Annotated in this window: 16 protein-coding genes; 14 read left to right on the top strand and 2 right to left on the bottom strand. The window is 53.4% G+C overall.

What is annotated here, in order from left to right:
• The first annotated feature begins 69 nt into the window (after positions 1 to 69).
• The 3 genes from C5523_RS11530 (at position 70) to add (ending at position 3,464) form a co-directional block, all read left to right on the top strand.
• A complete protein-coding gene (locus tag C5523_RS11530) occupies positions 70 to 1,626 on the top strand; it encodes a YdgA family protein (RefSeq protein ID WP_108701130.1) in 1,557 nt (518 codons plus the stop codon).
• A 195-nt stretch (positions 1,627 to 1,821) separates the two neighbouring features.
• Positions 1,822 to 2,256: a universal stress protein UspF gene (uspF, locus tag C5523_RS11525; protein ID WP_041851529.1), complete on the top strand. Its 435-nt coding sequence runs from the start codon at positions 1,822 to 1,824 to the stop codon at positions 2,254 to 2,256.
• Positions 2,257 to 2,462: 206 nt separating this feature from the next.
• Positions 2,463 to 3,464: an adenosine deaminase gene (gene add / locus C5523_RS11520; protein WP_071195332.1), complete on the top strand. Its 1,002-nt coding sequence runs from the start codon at positions 2,463 to 2,465 to the stop codon at positions 3,462 to 3,464.
• Between the two features lie 32 nt (positions 3,465 to 3,496).
• Here add and C5523_RS11515 read toward each other — a convergent pair whose 3' ends face one another.
• The gene (locus C5523_RS11515) at positions 3,497 to 4,537 is read right to left on the bottom strand and encodes an oxidoreductase (protein WP_041851531.1); all 1,041 of its coding nucleotides are present in this window, start codon (positions 4,535 to 4,537) and stop codon (positions 3,497 to 3,499) included.
• 215 nt (positions 4,538 to 4,752) lie between these two features.
• On the opposite strand from C5523_RS11515, the gene blr reads away from it, so the two are divergent.
• From blr to nth, 10 genes are all read left to right on the top strand, one after another.
• Positions 4,753 to 4,890 (top strand): division septum protein Blr, encoded by a 138-nt coding sequence (blr, locus tag C5523_RS11510; RefSeq protein ID WP_041851532.1) that lies wholly within the window; start codon positions 4,753 to 4,755, stop codon positions 4,888 to 4,890.
• Between the two features lie 240 nt (positions 4,891 to 5,130).
• Positions 5,131 to 5,346 carry a transcription modulator YdgT gene (ydgT, locus tag C5523_RS11505; RefSeq protein ID WP_041851533.1) on the top strand — a complete coding sequence of 72 codons (216 nt, stop codon included), beginning with the start codon at positions 5,131 to 5,133 and terminating at the stop codon, positions 5,344 to 5,346.
• Between the two features lie 74 nt (positions 5,347 to 5,420).
• Positions 5,421 to 5,858 carry a DUF2569 domain-containing protein gene (locus C5523_RS11500; protein WP_041851534.1) on the top strand — a complete coding sequence of 146 codons (438 nt, stop codon included), beginning with the start codon at positions 5,421 to 5,423 and terminating at the stop codon, positions 5,856 to 5,858.
• A gap of 77 nt (positions 5,859 to 5,935) precedes the next feature.
• Positions 5,936 to 6,517: an electron transport complex subunit RsxA gene (gene rsxA / locus C5523_RS11495; RefSeq protein ID WP_079498076.1), complete on the top strand. Its 582-nt coding sequence runs from the start codon at positions 5,936 to 5,938 to the stop codon at positions 6,515 to 6,517.
• Positions 6,517 to 7,095: an electron transport complex subunit RsxB gene (gene rsxB, locus C5523_RS11490; protein WP_041851536.1), complete on the top strand. Its 579-nt coding sequence runs from the start codon at positions 6,517 to 6,519 to the stop codon at positions 7,093 to 7,095. Before rsxA ends, rsxB begins: the two co-directional genes overlap by 1 nt.
• A complete protein-coding gene (gene rsxC, locus C5523_RS11485; protein ID WP_108701129.1) occupies positions 7,088 to 9,295 on the top strand; it encodes an electron transport complex subunit RsxC in 2,208 nt (735 codons plus the stop codon). The genes rsxB and rsxC overlap by 8 nt, the downstream gene beginning before the upstream one ends.
• Positions 9,296 to 10,348, top strand: a complete 1,053-nt coding sequence (gene rsxD / locus C5523_RS11480; RefSeq protein WP_079498079.1) for an electron transport complex subunit RsxD — start codon at positions 9,296 to 9,298, stop codon at positions 10,346 to 10,348.
• 9 nt (positions 10,349 to 10,357) lie between these two features.
• On the top strand, positions 10,358 to 10,978 hold the full coding sequence (rsxG, locus tag C5523_RS11475; RefSeq protein WP_041851539.1) for an electron transport complex subunit RsxG: 621 nt from the start codon (positions 10,358 to 10,360) through the stop codon (positions 10,976 to 10,978).
• Positions 10,979 to 10,980: 2 nt separating this feature from the next.
• Positions 10,981 to 11,673, top strand: a complete 693-nt coding sequence (locus C5523_RS11470) for an electron transport complex subunit E (RefSeq protein ID WP_041851540.1) — start codon at positions 10,981 to 10,983, stop codon at positions 11,671 to 11,673.
• Entirely contained in the window at positions 11,673 to 12,308 is a 636-nt protein-coding gene (nth, locus tag C5523_RS11465) for an endonuclease III (RefSeq protein WP_041851541.1), read from the top strand. Before C5523_RS11470 ends, nth begins: the two co-directional genes overlap by 1 nt.
• 11 nt (positions 12,309 to 12,319) lie before the next feature.
• On the opposite strand, the gene C5523_RS11460 is transcribed toward nth, so the two are convergent.
• A complete protein-coding gene (locus C5523_RS11460) occupies positions 12,320 to 12,751 on the bottom strand; it encodes a CopD family protein (RefSeq protein WP_041851542.1) in 432 nt (143 codons plus the stop codon).
• A 742-nt stretch (positions 12,752 to 13,493) separates the two neighbouring features.
• On the opposite strand from C5523_RS11460, the gene dtpA reads away from it, so the two are divergent.
• Positions 13,494 to 15,002, top strand: a complete 1,509-nt coding sequence (gene dtpA, locus C5523_RS11455) for a dipeptide/tripeptide permease DtpA (protein ID WP_041851543.1) — start codon at positions 13,494 to 13,496, stop codon at positions 15,000 to 15,002.
• Positions 15,003 to 15,077 lie beyond the last annotated feature (75 nt).

Genomic DNA, 15,077 nt, shown 5'->3' with positions numbered 1-15,077 from the left:
GCTCTACAGAGCCTTTTCACATACCCAGGCGGATGATCCCGCCTGGTTTTATTTTTAGGGATAATAACGATGAAAAAAACGCTGGTTGCTGCCGGAGTTGTTATTGCGCTCGGGATCATCTGGACAGGTGGTGCCTGGTACACGGGGAAACAGCTTGAAAGCCGTCTGGGGGAGATGATCAGCCAGGCGAATGAACAGATTAAACGCACCGCGCCTGAGGCCAGCGTGGAGTTATCTTCTCAAAACTACCATCGGGGCCTGTTCAGCAGCCAGATGGAACTGGTGGTAAAACCGGTCGAGGGTAAGGAAAACCCATGGTTTAAACCGGGCCAGACCATCGTACTGCATGAAAATATTGATCATGGTCCTTTCCCACTGGCGCAACTTAAAAAGCTGAACGTCATCCCATCGATGGCATCGGTACATTCCACCCTCGTCAACAATGAGATGACGAAGCCGCTGTTTGATATCGCCAAAGGGCAATCGCCGTTCGTCGCAGAGACCCGCATCGCTTACAGTGGCGATACCCGTACGGATCTCACGCTGCACCCGCTTAACTCGGAAAAAGAGGGCGAGAAAGTGGCCTTTAGCGGGGGTGAATTCCGCATCAGTTCCGATAAAGACGGCAATGCGGTTACCGTCAGCGGCGAGGCGCAGAGCGCGCTGGTTGATACGGTTAACGAATACGGTCAGAAAATTCAGCTCTCCCTCAATAACCTGAAAACGGAAGGCTCGACCCAACTTGCCAGCTTTAACGAGCGCGTTGGCAGCCAGAAAGTGACGCTGGACAAGCTGGCCATCTCTATTGAAAACAAAGAGATGGCGGTCATTGAAGGGATGAAACTGAACGGCAAATCTGAGGTCGCGAAAGATAACAAAACCATTAATAGCCAGCTCGACTACACCATCCAGAGCCTGAAGATCCAGAATCAGGAGATGGGCAGTGGCAACCTGACGCTGAAGATTGGCCAGATTGACGGCGAAGCCTGGCACCAGTTTAGCCAGCAGTATAACGCTCAGACACAGGCGTTGATGGCACAGCCAGATGTCATGAAGGACCCGGCGCTCTATCAGCAAAAGGCGGCGGAAGCCTTCTTTAATGCCTTCCCGCTGCTGTTAAAAGGTGAGCCTGTCATCACCATTGCTCCACTGAGCTGGAAGAACAGCAAAGGCGAAACGGCACTCAACCTCTCCCTGTTCCTGAAAAATCCTGCCGCCGATACGGCTGTGAGCGCGCCGCCGCAGACGCTGGCCCAGGAAGTGGACAAAAATGTGAAGTCGCTGGACAGCAAGCTAACTATCCCGATGGATATGGCCGTTGAGTTTATGACTCAGGTTGCGAAGCTGGAAGGCTATCAACAGGATGAAGCAGCCAAACTGGCAAGCCAGCAGGTAAAAGGCCTGGCGGCAATGGGTCAGATGTTCCGTATTACGACCCTCGAAAACAACACCATTGGCACCAGCCTGCAATACGCTAACGGTCAGGTGACACTGAACGGCGAGAAAATGCCGCTGGACGAATTTGTCGGTATGTTTGGCCTGCCCTCAATGCCACAGCAGGAAGATTCACCGGAAACGCCGGATGATCCGACCGCTCCTGTCGAACCTGCGGTGCCGCAGCAGTAACCCTAAAGCCCCTTACCCAAGGGGCTTTTTTTTCAGCTATATGCGCCGCTCAACCGTTACGCTTGAAAAATAAAATCGATGCTACGACAAAAGTCGTAATTGTCCTTATTTACCTGGAACTGAAACCAATCACACACTTTTTTTGTGGCTAATGACATACTATTTAACCTGTATGAATTCATACAGGAGGTCTATATGTATCGCTCCATATTAGTACCCATCGACATTTCCGAAAGCGAACTGACCCGACAAGTCATCCCGTATGTTCAGGCACACGCCGTTATTAATATTGCGAAAGTCCATTTTTTGACGGTTATCCCTTCTCATCCTTATTATTCAACGCTGGGACTGGCATATTCAGCAGCATTACCAAAATTAAAAGACCTGCAAGAAGAGGCGTTATCGCGGCTGAATGAAATCGTCAAAGCATTTAAAATTCCAATGGAAAAAGTGCAGACGCATGCTGTTACCGGGACGCCTAAGGATCAGATCCTCAAACTCGCGGATACCATTCAAGCGGATCTCATCATCATTGCTTCACACCGGCCAGATATGACCACCTATTTGTTAGGTTCAAATGCCGCAGCGGTGGTCCGCCACGCAAAATGCCCGGTGCTTGTTGTTCGTTAGTCTGCTGAATGGATAGAAATATAACGTCATGACTCCCCCTGTAATCGTTGCAGGGGGAGGTAAAAAATAGTGCCAACAGTCTACGGCCATTCTGACGTTTCCACGCGTAAAACTTCATCATAAATTCAATCTATTACCACTAATGCTAATGCGCTGCTGACATGTGGTATAATGTATCGCACTTTACTTAAAATAAGAGTGCGACCATGATTGATACCAACTTGCCATTAACTGATATTCATCGCCACCTGGACGGCAACATTCGGGCACAAACCATTCTCGATCTTGGCCGTGAGTTTAATCTTCCCCTTCCCGCGCAAACGCTTGAAACATTGCTGCCACACGTGCAGGTTACCGCCAACGAACCCGATCTGGTGAGTTTCCTTGCGAAGCTGGACTGGGGCGTAAAAGTGCTGGCCTCCCTTGATGCCTGCCGTCGCGTGGCTTATGAGAATATGGAAGACGCCGCGCGCCAGGGTCTGCATTACGTTGAGCTGCGTTTCTCCCCTGGCTACATGGCGATGACGCACAATCTGCCTGTCGCTGGCGTGGTTGAAGCGGTTATTGCCGGCGTGCGCGAAGGCAGCCAGGCGTTCGGTGTCGAGGCACGCCTGATTGGCATCATGAGCCGTACTTTTGGCGAAGCCGCGTGTTTACAGGAGCTTGAAGCATTGCTGGCTCATCGTGAGAGCATCACAGCGCTGGATCTGGCGGGTGATGAGCTGGGCTTTCCCGGTAGTCTGTTCCTGCCCCACTTTAACCGTGCGCGCGACGCAGGCTGGCATATCACCGTGCATGCGGGCGAAGCGGCTGGCCCGGAAAGCATCTGGCAGGCGATTCGCGAGCTGGGCGCAGAGCGTATTGGTCACGGGGTCAAAGCGATTGAAGATCCGGCACTGATGGCATTTCTGGCCGAACAACGTATCGGTATCGAATCCTGCCTGACGTCCAATATCCAGACCAGCACCGTGCCGTCACTGGCACGACATCCGCTGAAAACCTTCCTGGAGTATGGCGTGCTGGCCTCGATTAACACGGACGATCCGGCCGTGCAGGGTGTGGAGATTGGTCATGAGTATCAGGTTGCCGCCCCTGCTGCCGGGCTGAGCCGCGAACAGATTCGCCAGGCGCAAATCAACGGCCTGGAAATCGCGTTTCTCTCTGCGGCTGAGAAACAGGCTCTCAAAGAAAAGGTGTTACAGGGGTAAAAAAAAGCCGCTCATTTGAGCGGCTTTTTTATTCAGGTCAGATTGAGCGTTGAGCGATGTTTTGCCGACTCAATACCCAATTCAATAAGTTCCATTATCTGAATGGCCTGGCTTGCCGGAACCGGGTTTTCTCCCGCACCGTTTAACGCGTCACGAATAGCCGCATAATAGGCCGGATAGTTACCCGGCACCGTGAGCCAGGTTTCTTCAATACGGGCATCGCCATTGACTCGGGTTAAGACCCCGTCGCGCATATCGTATCCCCAGTCTTCCTGCGGCAGTTTTGCGCCCGATTTCAGGCGCTCTTCCTGCGGATCGAGACCAAACTTCACGTAGCTACCACGGGTACCGTGCACGATATAACGCGCTGATTCCGCCGCGGCCAGCATCGTGCCATGCAGAATAACTCTGCGCTGCGGGTAAGAGAGCACCGCATGGAAATAATCTGTCGCCTGTGCGCCTGGACGCAGTTGCGCCAGATCCACCGTCAGCGAGACAGGCAGACCAAACAGGTTGACGGCCTGATCCAGTAAATGCGGGGCCAGATCGTACCAGATACCGCTTCCCGGACCCGCCTGTTCACGCCAGCGGTTACGAATTTCCGGGCGATAACGGTCAAAGTGTGATTCGAAAAAGGTCACCTCGCCTAACGCGCCATCGGCCAGCAAGGCTTTCAGCGTCAGGAAGTCACTATCCCAGCGCCGGTTATGAAACACAGACAGCACGCGGCCACAGCTTTTCGCCAGCGCATCCAGTTCCCTTGCTTGTGACAACGTCACGGTGAAGGGTTTATCCACGACGACATGCTTGCCCGCTTCCAGCGCGGCTTTGGCGAGCGGAAAATGGGTGTCGTTAGGCGTGGGGATGACGATTAAGTCAATTTTCGGATCATTAAATAGATGTTTCGGTTCTGATACGACCGACACTGCCGGCCAGTCCGCCTTCACTTTCGACTCATCGCTACTGGAGATTGCCGCCAGTTCCATTCCCGGCGTGCCGTCAATCAACGGCGCATGGAAAGTTTTACTGGCATAGCCGTAACCAATTAGTCCGACACGGATATTGTCATTCATAAAGCGGCCTCTCGTTATTGGAACGTGTATTTCACACCATCTCTCTTTCAGGGACAACAGCGACATATGCGCTTAAGGAATTTAACCGTGAAAACAGGGTTCCTCATGCAATTACTTTAATGATACGGAATTTTCCAAAAACAGGCGTCGGTCCCTTGTCGTCCGCTGTTCGCCCAGGTAACATCCCAAATCAGACCTGAGGGAGTTGTAGAGTTATGGCCACTATCATCAATCGGATTATTGAATTAACAGGCTGGGTTGTATTGGGTGTTTCGACCGTTCTTCTGGTGTTCGCCAGTCATATCGATAATTACCAGCCGCCGGAACAGAGTATCGTCGCGCAGAAAAAATAAAATGCGAAGCGAACGCGGGTATACCTAATTATGGTACTGCGTTGCGTATTGCCAGGCGTGGCGAAGAGCGCTAATCTTCTTGACGGATGCCGTTCTGGCATCCATTTAACCTTAAAGAAAATTCCTAATTTCATGGCGATACATTCAGAGACAATTTACGTCCTGATAAGCCCGACTATTATTCGAACGAATTACCCGCGAATGTATTAATGCCTTTTTATAACATGGATAACGCTTAAAATGACCGTTCAGGATTATTTATTAAAATTCCGCAAAATCAGCTCACTTGAAAGTCTGGAAAAATTGTTCGATCACCTTAACTACACACTGACCGACAACGAAGAAATCATTAACATGTATCGCGCCGCGGATCATCGCCGGGCTGAGCTGGTTTCCGGTGGTCGGTTGTTCGATATTGGCCGTGTACCAAAGTCCGTGTGGCATTACGTGCAATAACGCCACTGGCATCTGGCGCATAATGCTTTATACTCCTCGGCCGATAAATCAGTGACCGCCTGTGAGGAACAAGCATGATAACGACACCTGCAGAAAGAATCGGCGGCTGGCTGCTTGCGCCTTTAGCCTGGTTGCTGGTCGCGTTATTGGGCCAGACGTTACGTCTCCTGGATGTCGCTAAAACTCAGGTTCCGCTGGTCATTGCCGCTATCGGTGTACGGCCCCTGGCGGAACTGTTGACCTGGTTTGCCTCTTTTGCCCTGGCGGCAGGCGTCTGGTATTACACGCTATGGCTGATTATCGCCTTTTTTAAACGCCGCCGTAGTGTCCTGAAACATATGATTATCTGGTTACTGATTAGCGTGCTGCTGGCGCTAAAAGCTTTTGCCTTCTCCCCTGTTTCTGACGATGTGGCGGTACGCGGGCTTTTATCGGCATTACTCGCCGCCGCGCTGATCGTGCCCTATTTCAAGCGATCGCAGCGGGTCAAAGCGACCTTTGTGAACCCGTAATAACCTTACAGTTATCCTGTTGTCGCCCGGTGCTGTTTGACCGATAATAGGCGGCTTTTTTTATTTCAGGCCAAATAATGACAGACTATCTGCTGCTATTTATCGGAACCGTTCTGGTCAATAATTTCGTACTGGTGAAATTTCTTGGCCTGTGCCCGTTCATGGGGGTTTCGAAAAAGCTCGAAGCCGCGATGGGCATGGGGCTTGCCACAACGTTCGTTATTACGCTGGCGTCTATCTGCGCGTGGGTAATCGATACCTGGCTGCTCATTCCGCTGGATCTCATCTATCTGCGTACACTGGCGTTTATCCTGGTTATTGCCGTGGTGGTGCAGTTCACCGAAATGGTGGTGCGCAAAACCAGCCCGGCGCTGTATCGCCTGCTGGGGATTTTTCTGCCGCTTATCACCACTAACTGTGCGGTGCTGGGCGTGCCATTGCTGAATATCAACCTCGGGCATAATTTCCTGCAATCCGCGCTGTACGGTTTTTCCGCTGCCGTCGGGTTTTCTCTGGTCATGGTGCTGTTTGCCGCCATCCGTGAACGTCTTGTCGTCGCCGATGTGCCCGCACCGTTTCGCGGTAATGCGATTGCCCTCATTACCGCCGGTTTGATGTCTCTGGCCTTTATGGGCTTTAGTGGTCTGGTGAAGTTGTAATGAATGCAATCTGGATTGCCATCGCGGCCCTGAGCGTGCTCGGGTTGTTGTTTGGTGTCGTACTGGGATATGCCTCGCGTCGTTTCGCGGTAGAAGACGATCCCGTCGTTGAGAAAATTGACGATCTCTTGCCGCAGAGCCAGTGTGGACAGTGCGGTTACCCTGGGTGCCGCCCTTATGCCGAGGCCGTTGGCCTGCAGGGCGAGAAAATTAACCGCTGCGCACCCGGCGGTGAAGCGGTGATGCTAAAAATCGCCGAAATGTTAAATGTGGAGCCGCAGCCTATCGACGGTGACGTCGTCGTGCCCGAACCGGTACGCATGCTCGCCATTATTGATGAAGCGAACTGCATCGGCTGCACCAAATGTATTCAGGCCTGTCCGGTCGACGCCATTGTCGGCGCGACCCGCGCCATGCACACGGTAATGAGTGATCTCTGTACCGGCTGTAACCTCTGTGTGGATCCCTGCCCGACGCAGTGTATTGAACTGCGTCCGGTGGAGACGACCACCGCCAGTTGGAAATGGGACCTGCAGGCCATTCCCGTGCGCATCATTCCCGTGGAACAACATGCTTAAGTTATTTTCTGCTTTTCGCAAAGACAAACTGTGGGATTTCCACGGCGGTATCCATCCGCCGGAGATGAAAACACAGTCCAGTGGTACACCGCTGCGCCAGCTTCCGCTGGCGACGCGATTTGTTATACCGTTAAAACAGCATATCGGCGCTGAGGGTGAACTGTGCGTCAACGTGGGCGACAGCGTGCTACGTGGTCAACCGCTGACCCGTGGTCGCGGGCGGATGTTGCCAGTCCACGCGCCAACCTCCGGTAATATTGTCGCCATTGCCCCCCACTCTACCGCGCATCCCTCTGCCCTGCCCGAACTGAGCGTCATTATTGAGGCTGACGGAGAAGATCGCTGGATTGAACGTGACGGCTGGAGCGATTATCGCTCTCGCGATCGCGACGCGCTGATTGAGCGTATACATCAGTTTGGCGTTGCCGGGCTGGGCGGTGCGGGTTTCCCGACCGGCGCGAAGCTGAAAAGTGGCGGCGATCTTATCGAGACCTTGATTATCAATGCCGCCGAGTGCGAACCCTATATCACCGCTGATGACCGCCTGATGCAGGACTGCGCCGCACAGATAGTCGAAGGTGTGCGCATCCTGATGCATATTCTGCAACCGCGCCAGGTGCTGATCGGTATTGAAGATAACAAACCGCAGGCCATTTCCATGCTGCGTGCGGTGCTGGCGGGTTCACATGACATCCAGCTACGCGTCATCCCGACTAAATACCCGTCCGGCGGTGCAAAACAACTGACTCAGATTCTGACCGGCAAGCAGGTTCCGCACGGTGGTCGTTCATCTGATATTGGTGTGCTGATGCAAAACGTCGGCACCGCTTATGCCATTAAGCGGGCCATTATCGACGGCGAACCTCTCACCGAACGTGTGGTAACACTGACCGGTGAGAGCGTCAGCAAACCAGGAAACGTCTGGGCACGTCTGGGGACACCGGTGCGTCACTTGCTGGAACATGCCGGTTTTTGTCCCTCCGCTGAACAACTGGTCATTATGGGTGGGCCACTGATGGGCTTTACCCTGCCCTGGCTTGATGTTCCGGTGGTGAAAATTACCAACTGCCTGTTGGCGCCCTCGGCCAGTGAAATGGGTGAGCAGCAGGAAGAGAAAGGCTGTATTCGCTGTAGCGCCTGTGCCGATGCCTGCCCGGCGGATCTGCTGCCGCAGCAGCTTTACTGGTTCAGTAAAGGCCAGCAGCATGACAAAGCCACTGCGCACAATTTGTCCGATTGCATTGAGTGCGGTGCCTGCGCGTGGGTCTGCCCAAGTAATATCCCGCTGGTCCAGTATTTCCGTCAGGAAAAAGCCGAGATTTACGCCATTGCGCAGGAAGAAAAGCGCAACGCCGAAGCTAAAGCGCGCTTTGAGGCGCGTCAGGCACGCCTGGAGCGGGAAAAAGCCGCTCGCGCTGAACGCCACAAAAAAGCCGCCGTCCAGCCTGCCGCAAAAGATCAGCAGGCAATTGACGCAGCCCTCGCCCGCGTGCGTGAAAAACAGGCCACCAGCGCGCAACCTATCGTGGTTCAGGCCGGAAGCGTACCGGATAACACTGAGGTGATTGCCGCCCGCGAGGCGCGTAAGGCGCAGGCGCGCGCACGTCAGGCAGAAAAAGCGCAGCAACAAGATGTGCCGGAAAGTATCGCTGTCGCCAGCGAAGCTGTCGATCCGCGTAAAGCTGCCGTCGAAGCGGCGATTGCACGCGCTAAAGCCCGTAAAGCCGGAGCCACAGACACGCAAGCGGCTCCCGTCGCCGCTGAACCTGTCGACCCGCGCAAGGCAGCCGTCGAAGCCGCTATCGCACGGGCAAAAGCCAAAAAATTGCAGCAGCAAGCGGCCAGTGACGTCGTCGTGCCCGTGGAAGCCCCGGCCCCCGTCGCCGCTGAACCTGTCGACCCGCGTAAGGCAGCCGTCGAAGCCGCTATTGCGCGGGCAAAAGCCAAAAAATTGCAACAGCAAGGCGCCAGCGACGTCGTCGTGCCGGTGGAAACCCCGTCCCCCGTTGCCGCTGAACCTGTCGATCCGCGTAAGGCAGCCGTCGAAGCTGCCATCGCGCGTGCAAAAGCCAAAAAATTACAACAGCAGGCCGCACCAGCCCCTGCCGCCAATGACGATCCCCGAAAAGCGGCCGTAGCGGCAGCTATCGCCCGGGTTCAGGCAAAAAAAGCCGCACAGCAAGCAGTTAACGAGGATTAAATGGTTTTCAGAATTGCCAGTTCCCCTTATACCCATAATCAGCGCCAGACATCGCGCATTATGCTGCTGGTCGTGCTTGCGACCCTGCCCGGTATTGCAGCACAACTTTGGTTCTTCGGCTGGGGAACGTTGTTGCAGATTATCCTTGCCTGCGTGAGTGCGCTGGCGGCGGAAGCGCTGGTATTACGGCTGCGTAAACAACAAATCGGGGCCATCCTCGGGGACAACTCTGCCCTGTTGACCGGTTTACTGTTGGCGGTCAGCGTTCCGCCCTTTACCCCCTGGTGGATGGTGGTGCTGGGCACGGTGTTCGCGGTTATCATTGCTAAACAACTCTATGGCGGCCTTGGGCATAACCCGTTTAACCCTGCAATGATCGGCTATGTGGTCCTGCTGATCTCCTTCCCGGTGCAGATGACCAGTTGGTTACCGCCTTTTGAGATAGCCAAAACGGTTCCAGGCCTGATGGATGCCGTACAAATCATCTTCACTGGACATGCAGCCACCGGACATACGATGGATAGCCTGCGGATGGGGATTGATGGCATCAGCCAGGCAACACCGCTGGATACCTTTAAAACATCGCTTCATGCCGGGCATCCGGTCGATGAGATCCTCAAATCGGCCATTTACAGCGGCGTGCTGGCGGGCGCGGGCTGGCAGTGGGTCAATCTGGGGTATCTGCTGGGTGGTATCTTCCTGCTGTGGCAGAAAACCATTCGCTGGCATATCCCGGTAGCCTTCCTGGTTTCGCTGACTGTCTGTTCAACGCTGGGCTGGATTTTCTCACCACAAAGTCTGGCGTCGCCGCAACTGCATCTGCTCTCGGGTGCCACTATGTTGGGCGCGTTTTTTATTCTGACCGACCCGGTTACCGCCTCGACAACCAATAAAGGCCGCCTGATTTTCGGCGCCCTTGCGGGATTACTGGTCTGGCTTATCCGTAGTTTTGGCGGTTATCCGGACGGCGTGGCCTTCGCCGTGCTGCTGGCAAACATTACCGTGCCATTAATTGATTACTTCACACGCCCACGCGTGTACGGCCATCGTTAAGGAGTCGCCATGCTAGATACCATGCGTAAATACGGCATGACGTTGACGCTGTTCGCGGCGGCCTCAACCGGAATGACAGCAGCAATTCACCAGTTGACCAAATCGACCATTGCCGACCAGGCGGTGCAGCAGCAAAAGGCATTGTTTGGTCAGGTATTGCCTGGCGACATCTATAATAACGCCTTGCAGGAGAGCTGTTATCTGGTCGATGACCCGGCGCTGGGGAAAGGCAAACATAAAGTCTATATAGCCCGTAGAGACGATACGCCGGTCGCTGCGGTCATTGAAGCGACGGCACCCGACGGCTATTCCGGCGTTATTCAACTACTGGTAGGCGCCGATTTTAACGGTACCATTCTTGGCACCCGCGTGACCGAGCATCACGAAACGCCGGGGTTGGGCGATAAAATAGAGTTGCGTATTTCTGACTGGATCACCCATTTCACGGGCAAGAAAATCGCAGGGGCCAATGACCCGCACTGGGCAGTGAAGAAAGACGGCGGCGATTTTGATCAGTTCACCGGAGCGACCATTACCCCGCGAGCGGTGGTCAATGCGGTGAAACGCGCCGGATTGTACGCGCCGACGCTGCCCGCGCAACTTTCCAGTTTACCGACCTGTGGAGAGTAACCATGAGCGAAATTAAAGACATTATTGTCCAGGGGTTGTGGAAGAATAACTCCGCGCTGGTTCAGTTATTAGGTATGTGCCCGCTGTTGGCGGTGACCTCCACCGCGACCAATGCGCTGGGCCTTGGCCTTGCCACTACGCTTGTGCTGACGCTGACCAATTTTACGATTTCACTGGTACGTCACTGGACGCCGTCTGAAATCCGAATTCCTATTTACGTAATGATCATCGCCTCCGTGGTGAGCATCGTCCAGATGCTGATTAACGCCTATGCCTACGGTTTGTATCAGTCGCTCGGTATCTTTATTCCGCTGATCGTCACCAACTGTATCGTGGTGGGGCGCGCGGAGGCGTTTGCTGCCAAAAAAAGCCCGGGCTTGTCTGCCCTTGATGGCTTTGCCATCGGCATGGGGGCAACCTGCACCATGTTTACACTAGGGTCGATTCGTGAAATCCTCGGCAACGGAACCTTATTTGACGGCGCGGATGGCTTGCTGGGCAACTGGGCGAAAGTTTTGCGTATTGAAGTGTTTCATACGGACTCGTCCTTCCTGCTGGCCATGCTGCCGCCGGGGGCATTTATCGGCCTTGGCATGCTGCTGGCTATTAAATATCTGATTGACGAGAGAACGAAGAAACGTCGCGCAGCGACCGTTGCCGACGAAACTGCCCACACGGTGCCCGGGAAGGCCTGATGAACAAAACAAAGCGACGGGAGATCCTCACCCGCCTGCGGGATGCCAATCCGCACCCGACGACAGAGCTTAACTTCAACTCACCCTTTGAACTGCTGATTGCGGTCCTGCTTTCTGCGCAGGCAACCGACGTCAGCGTGAACAAGGCAACAGCCCTGCTCTACCCGGTTGCCAATACCCCGCACGCCATGCTGGAGCTGGGTGTCGAGGGCGTCAAATCCTATATTAAGACCATTGGTCTGTTTAATACCAAAGCAGAAAACGTCATTAAGACCTGCCGTATTCTGGTGGAAAAACACGGCGGCGAAGTGCCCGAAGATCGTGCGGCGCTGGAAGCGCTACCGGGTGTCGGGCGGAAAACGGCTAATGTGGTACTGAATACGGCCTTTGGCTGGCCGACCATTGCGGTTGATACGCATATTTTTCGCGTCTGTAACCGCACCCACTTCGCGCCGGGGAAAAACGTTGAGCAGGTTGAAGAAAAGCTGCTGAGCGTCGTCCCGGCGGAATTTAAGGTCGATTGTCATCACTGGCTGATTTTACATGGCCGCTATACCTGCATCGCCCGTAAGCCACGCTGCGGCTCCTGCATTATCGAAGATTTATGCGAATTCGAGAGCAAAACCGAGCTCTGAATTCGCTTTACTCAGAACGGTCTAAAGACAACCAGCAAAATGATGACCGCCACGGCCACAATGACGATGGTCGTGGCGCGTGGCACCATCCCCGGCACCTTCGTGATTTCACCGCCAGCAAGCCGACGTAAAGTTGCGGATAACATTCCGTGAATACCTGACAGCAACACCACCAGCACCAGTTTGAGAATCAGCCACAGATGCGGCATCTGCCCGTGTGCCAGCACCATCGCCAGCCCCATGACCCACAGCACGATCATCGCCGGGGTGGTGACTTTACGACTCCAGTTGCGCACAAATGCCGCCAGCGCTGTCGCCGTCGGCGCATTTTTGCCCACCGCCTGTGCACACCAGGCCGCAGCCGTGGCCATGACAAAAATTCCACCAATCCAGATTATCGCCGCGATGATATGTAGTGCGTTAAGCCACGAATGCACGTTCATGAAATGACTCCAAAGAGTTACGAAAGAAGGATTTTGACAGTATCGCGTAACACTGTCATCGACTTGCTCATTTAAAGGAAAAAATCCGTGAAAACATTGATCTACTGCATTCTGATGAACAAGGCAATAGGCGTGAGTAATGGGTTCTGCTGTTCATACTTTGCTATAAGCAAAAATGCATACCTGTAATGTTTTCTTGTTAACGCGCTTTATACGGCATAACTCGCATTTTTATCATATTATCTGTTGCTTATTAGCTTTTAATCAGAGCCAATGTTTTTTTATGACAAAAAAATTCTACAGATGTGTGATTTTTATCACATTGATGCAAGCGTGTTAAAAAAAGGATCTTTAGCTGAACGAAAACAAGGTCAGAGAGTGTCATGCAGGGTTTAAACCAACACATAAGACCATTAATTATAATCAGACCAGGCTGATAAACTGCCATTACCGCTTAACAGCAGAAGATATCACCTTTGACCAAATTTTACCGGTCTGCATTAGTGAAAAAAACTGCCATTAATTACCCTGCAAAATTTAACTCTGAATAACATTTCCACCGCTGGATTATAATATCGCTAAAGATAAATGTAACAGATCATTACAAAAGCCTTGCCTCGAATCCCAGGATCAGGAACATTACCCGCCGTTTTCCCTCCCGCAATAATTATAAGCGCGATGAATACTGGGCATCGCGTCTCGAATCACCCCATTAATATGGGATGTAAAAAAAGAGGTCTATGTGTCAACTGCAAACAAACCAACCGAAAGTGTGAGTCTGAACGCTTTCAAACAACCTAAAGCGTTCTATTTGATCTTCTCCATCGAGCTGTGGGAGCGTTTCGGCTTCTATGGTCTGCAGGGGATCATGGCTGTCTACCTGGTTAAACAACTGGGTATGTCCGAAGCGGACTCCATTACCCTGTTTTCCTCTTTTAGCGCGCTGGTTTACGGTCTTGTCGCTATTGGCGGCTGGCTGGGCGATAAAGTTCTGGGGACAAAGCGCGTTATCATGCTGGGGGCCATTGTGCTGGCCATCGGTTACGCACTGGTAGCGTGGTCTGGTCACGATGCCAGTATCGTATATATGGGTATGGCGGCGATCGCCGTCGGTAATGGTCTGTTTAAAGCCAACCCGTCTTCCCTGCTCTCCACCTGCTACGCAAAAGATGACCCGCGTCTCGACGGTGCATTCACCATGTATTACATGGCTGTTAACGTCGGTTCATTCTTCTCTATGCTGGCTACCCCGTGGCTGGCTGCAGAATTTGGCTGGAGCACCGCGTTTGCCCTGAGCGTCGTCGGTCTGCTGATCACCATCGTGAACTTCGCGTTCTGCAAGCGTTGGGTCAAAAACTACGGTTCTAAACCTGACTTCGAGCCGGTTCGTATGGGCTACCTGCTGGCTACCATCGTAGGCGTTGCTATCCTGATTACCATCGCCACATGGCTGCTGCATAACCAGGGCATCGCACGTATGGTGCTGGGTGTGGTTGCGCTGTGCATCGTGTGCCTTTTCGCAAAAGAGACATTTGCTCTGCAGGGCGCGGCGCGTCGTAAAATGATCGTCGCTTTCATTCTGATGCTGCAGGCCATTGTCTTCTTCGTCCTGTACAGCCAGATGCCGACATCGCTGAATTTCTTCGCCATTCGTAACGTTGAACATACGCTGCTGGGTATCACGTTCGAACCGGAGCAGTTCCAGGCGCTGAACCCGTTCTGGATTATTATTGGTAGCCCGATCCTGGCTGCTATCTATAACAAAATGGGCGATACCCTGCCGATGCCGTATAAGTTTGCCATCGGTATGGTGCTGTGTTCAGGTGCATTCCTGATCCTGCCGCTGGGTGCGAAGTTCGCCTCTGATGCCGGTATCGTCTCCGTAAACTGGCTGGTTGCGAGCTACGGGCTGCAGAGTATCGGTGAACTGATGATTTCCGGTCTGGGCCTCGCCATGGTGGCACAGCTCGTTCCACAGCGTCTGATGGGCTTTATCATGGGTAGCTGGTTCCTGACGACCGCCGGTGCGAACATCATCGCAGGCTACGTCGCAAACCAGATGGCTATCCCGGAAAACGTCACCGACCCACTGATGTCACTGGATGTCTACGGTCACGTCTTCCTGCAAATCGGTATTGTGACTGCTGTTATCGCCGCGCTGATGATCCTCGCCGCGCCGAAACTGAACCGCATGACCCAGAGTGATGATAGCGATAAAGCCGCCAAAGCGTCGGAAACCGCGACAGCATAAGACTGCGCAGAGTTTCAGCAGAAAGCCGTTAACGCACGTTAACGGCTTTTTTTTTATACCCGCAGGTAATAACCT

This window comes from Phytobacter sp. SCO41, assembly GCF_003073275.1.
Classification (GTDB): domain Bacteria; phylum Pseudomonadota; class Gammaproteobacteria; order Enterobacterales; family Enterobacteriaceae; genus Phytobacter; species Phytobacter diazotrophicus.
Note: the sequence above shows the minus strand (reverse complement) of the source record. Positions and strands in the feature narration are given on the sequence as shown.

What these genes read in the sequence shown, in the direction of transcription:
- C5523_RS11515 (WP_041851531.1), bottom strand. Translation starts at nt 4,537, where the DNA reads ATGAATGACAATATCCGTGTCGGACTAATTGGTTACGGCTATGCCAGT.
- C5523_RS11460 (WP_041851542.1), bottom strand. Translation starts at nt 12,751, where the DNA reads ATGAACGTGCATTCGTGGCTTAACGCACTACATATCATCGCGGCGATA.
- rsxA (WP_079498076.1), top strand. Translation starts at nt 5,936, where the DNA reads ATGACAGACTATCTGCTGCTATTTATCGGAACCGTTCTGGTCAATAAT.
- C5523_RS11500 (WP_041851534.1), top strand. Translation starts at nt 5,421, where the DNA reads ATGATAACGACACCTGCAGAAAGAATCGGCGGCTGGCTGCTTGCGCCT.
- nth (WP_041851541.1), top strand. Translation starts at nt 11,673, where the DNA reads ATGAACAAAACAAAGCGACGGGAGATCCTCACCCGCCTGCGGGATGCC.
- rsxB (WP_041851536.1), top strand. Translation starts at nt 6,517, where the DNA reads ATGAATGCAATCTGGATTGCCATCGCGGCCCTGAGCGTGCTCGGGTTG.
- ydgT (WP_041851533.1), top strand. Translation starts at nt 5,131, where the DNA reads ATGACCGTTCAGGATTATTTATTAAAATTCCGCAAAATCAGCTCACTT.
- blr (WP_041851532.1), top strand. Translation starts at nt 4,753, where the DNA reads ATGGCCACTATCATCAATCGGATTATTGAATTAACAGGCTGGGTTGTA.
- rsxD (WP_079498079.1), top strand. Translation starts at nt 9,296, where the DNA reads ATGGTTTTCAGAATTGCCAGTTCCCCTTATACCCATAATCAGCGCCAG.
- C5523_RS11530 (WP_108701130.1), top strand. Translation starts at nt 70, where the DNA reads ATGAAAAAAACGCTGGTTGCTGCCGGAGTTGTTATTGCGCTCGGGATC.
- C5523_RS11470 (WP_041851540.1), top strand. Translation starts at nt 10,981, where the DNA reads ATGAGCGAAATTAAAGACATTATTGTCCAGGGGTTGTGGAAGAATAAC.
- rsxC (WP_108701129.1), top strand. Translation starts at nt 7,088, where the DNA reads ATGCTTAAGTTATTTTCTGCTTTTCGCAAAGACAAACTGTGGGATTTC.
- uspF (WP_041851529.1), top strand. Translation starts at nt 1,822, where the DNA reads ATGTATCGCTCCATATTAGTACCCATCGACATTTCCGAAAGCGAACTG.
- add (WP_071195332.1), top strand. Translation starts at nt 2,463, where the DNA reads ATGATTGATACCAACTTGCCATTAACTGATATTCATCGCCACCTGGAC.
- rsxG (WP_041851539.1), top strand. Translation starts at nt 10,358, where the DNA reads ATGCTAGATACCATGCGTAAATACGGCATGACGTTGACGCTGTTCGCG.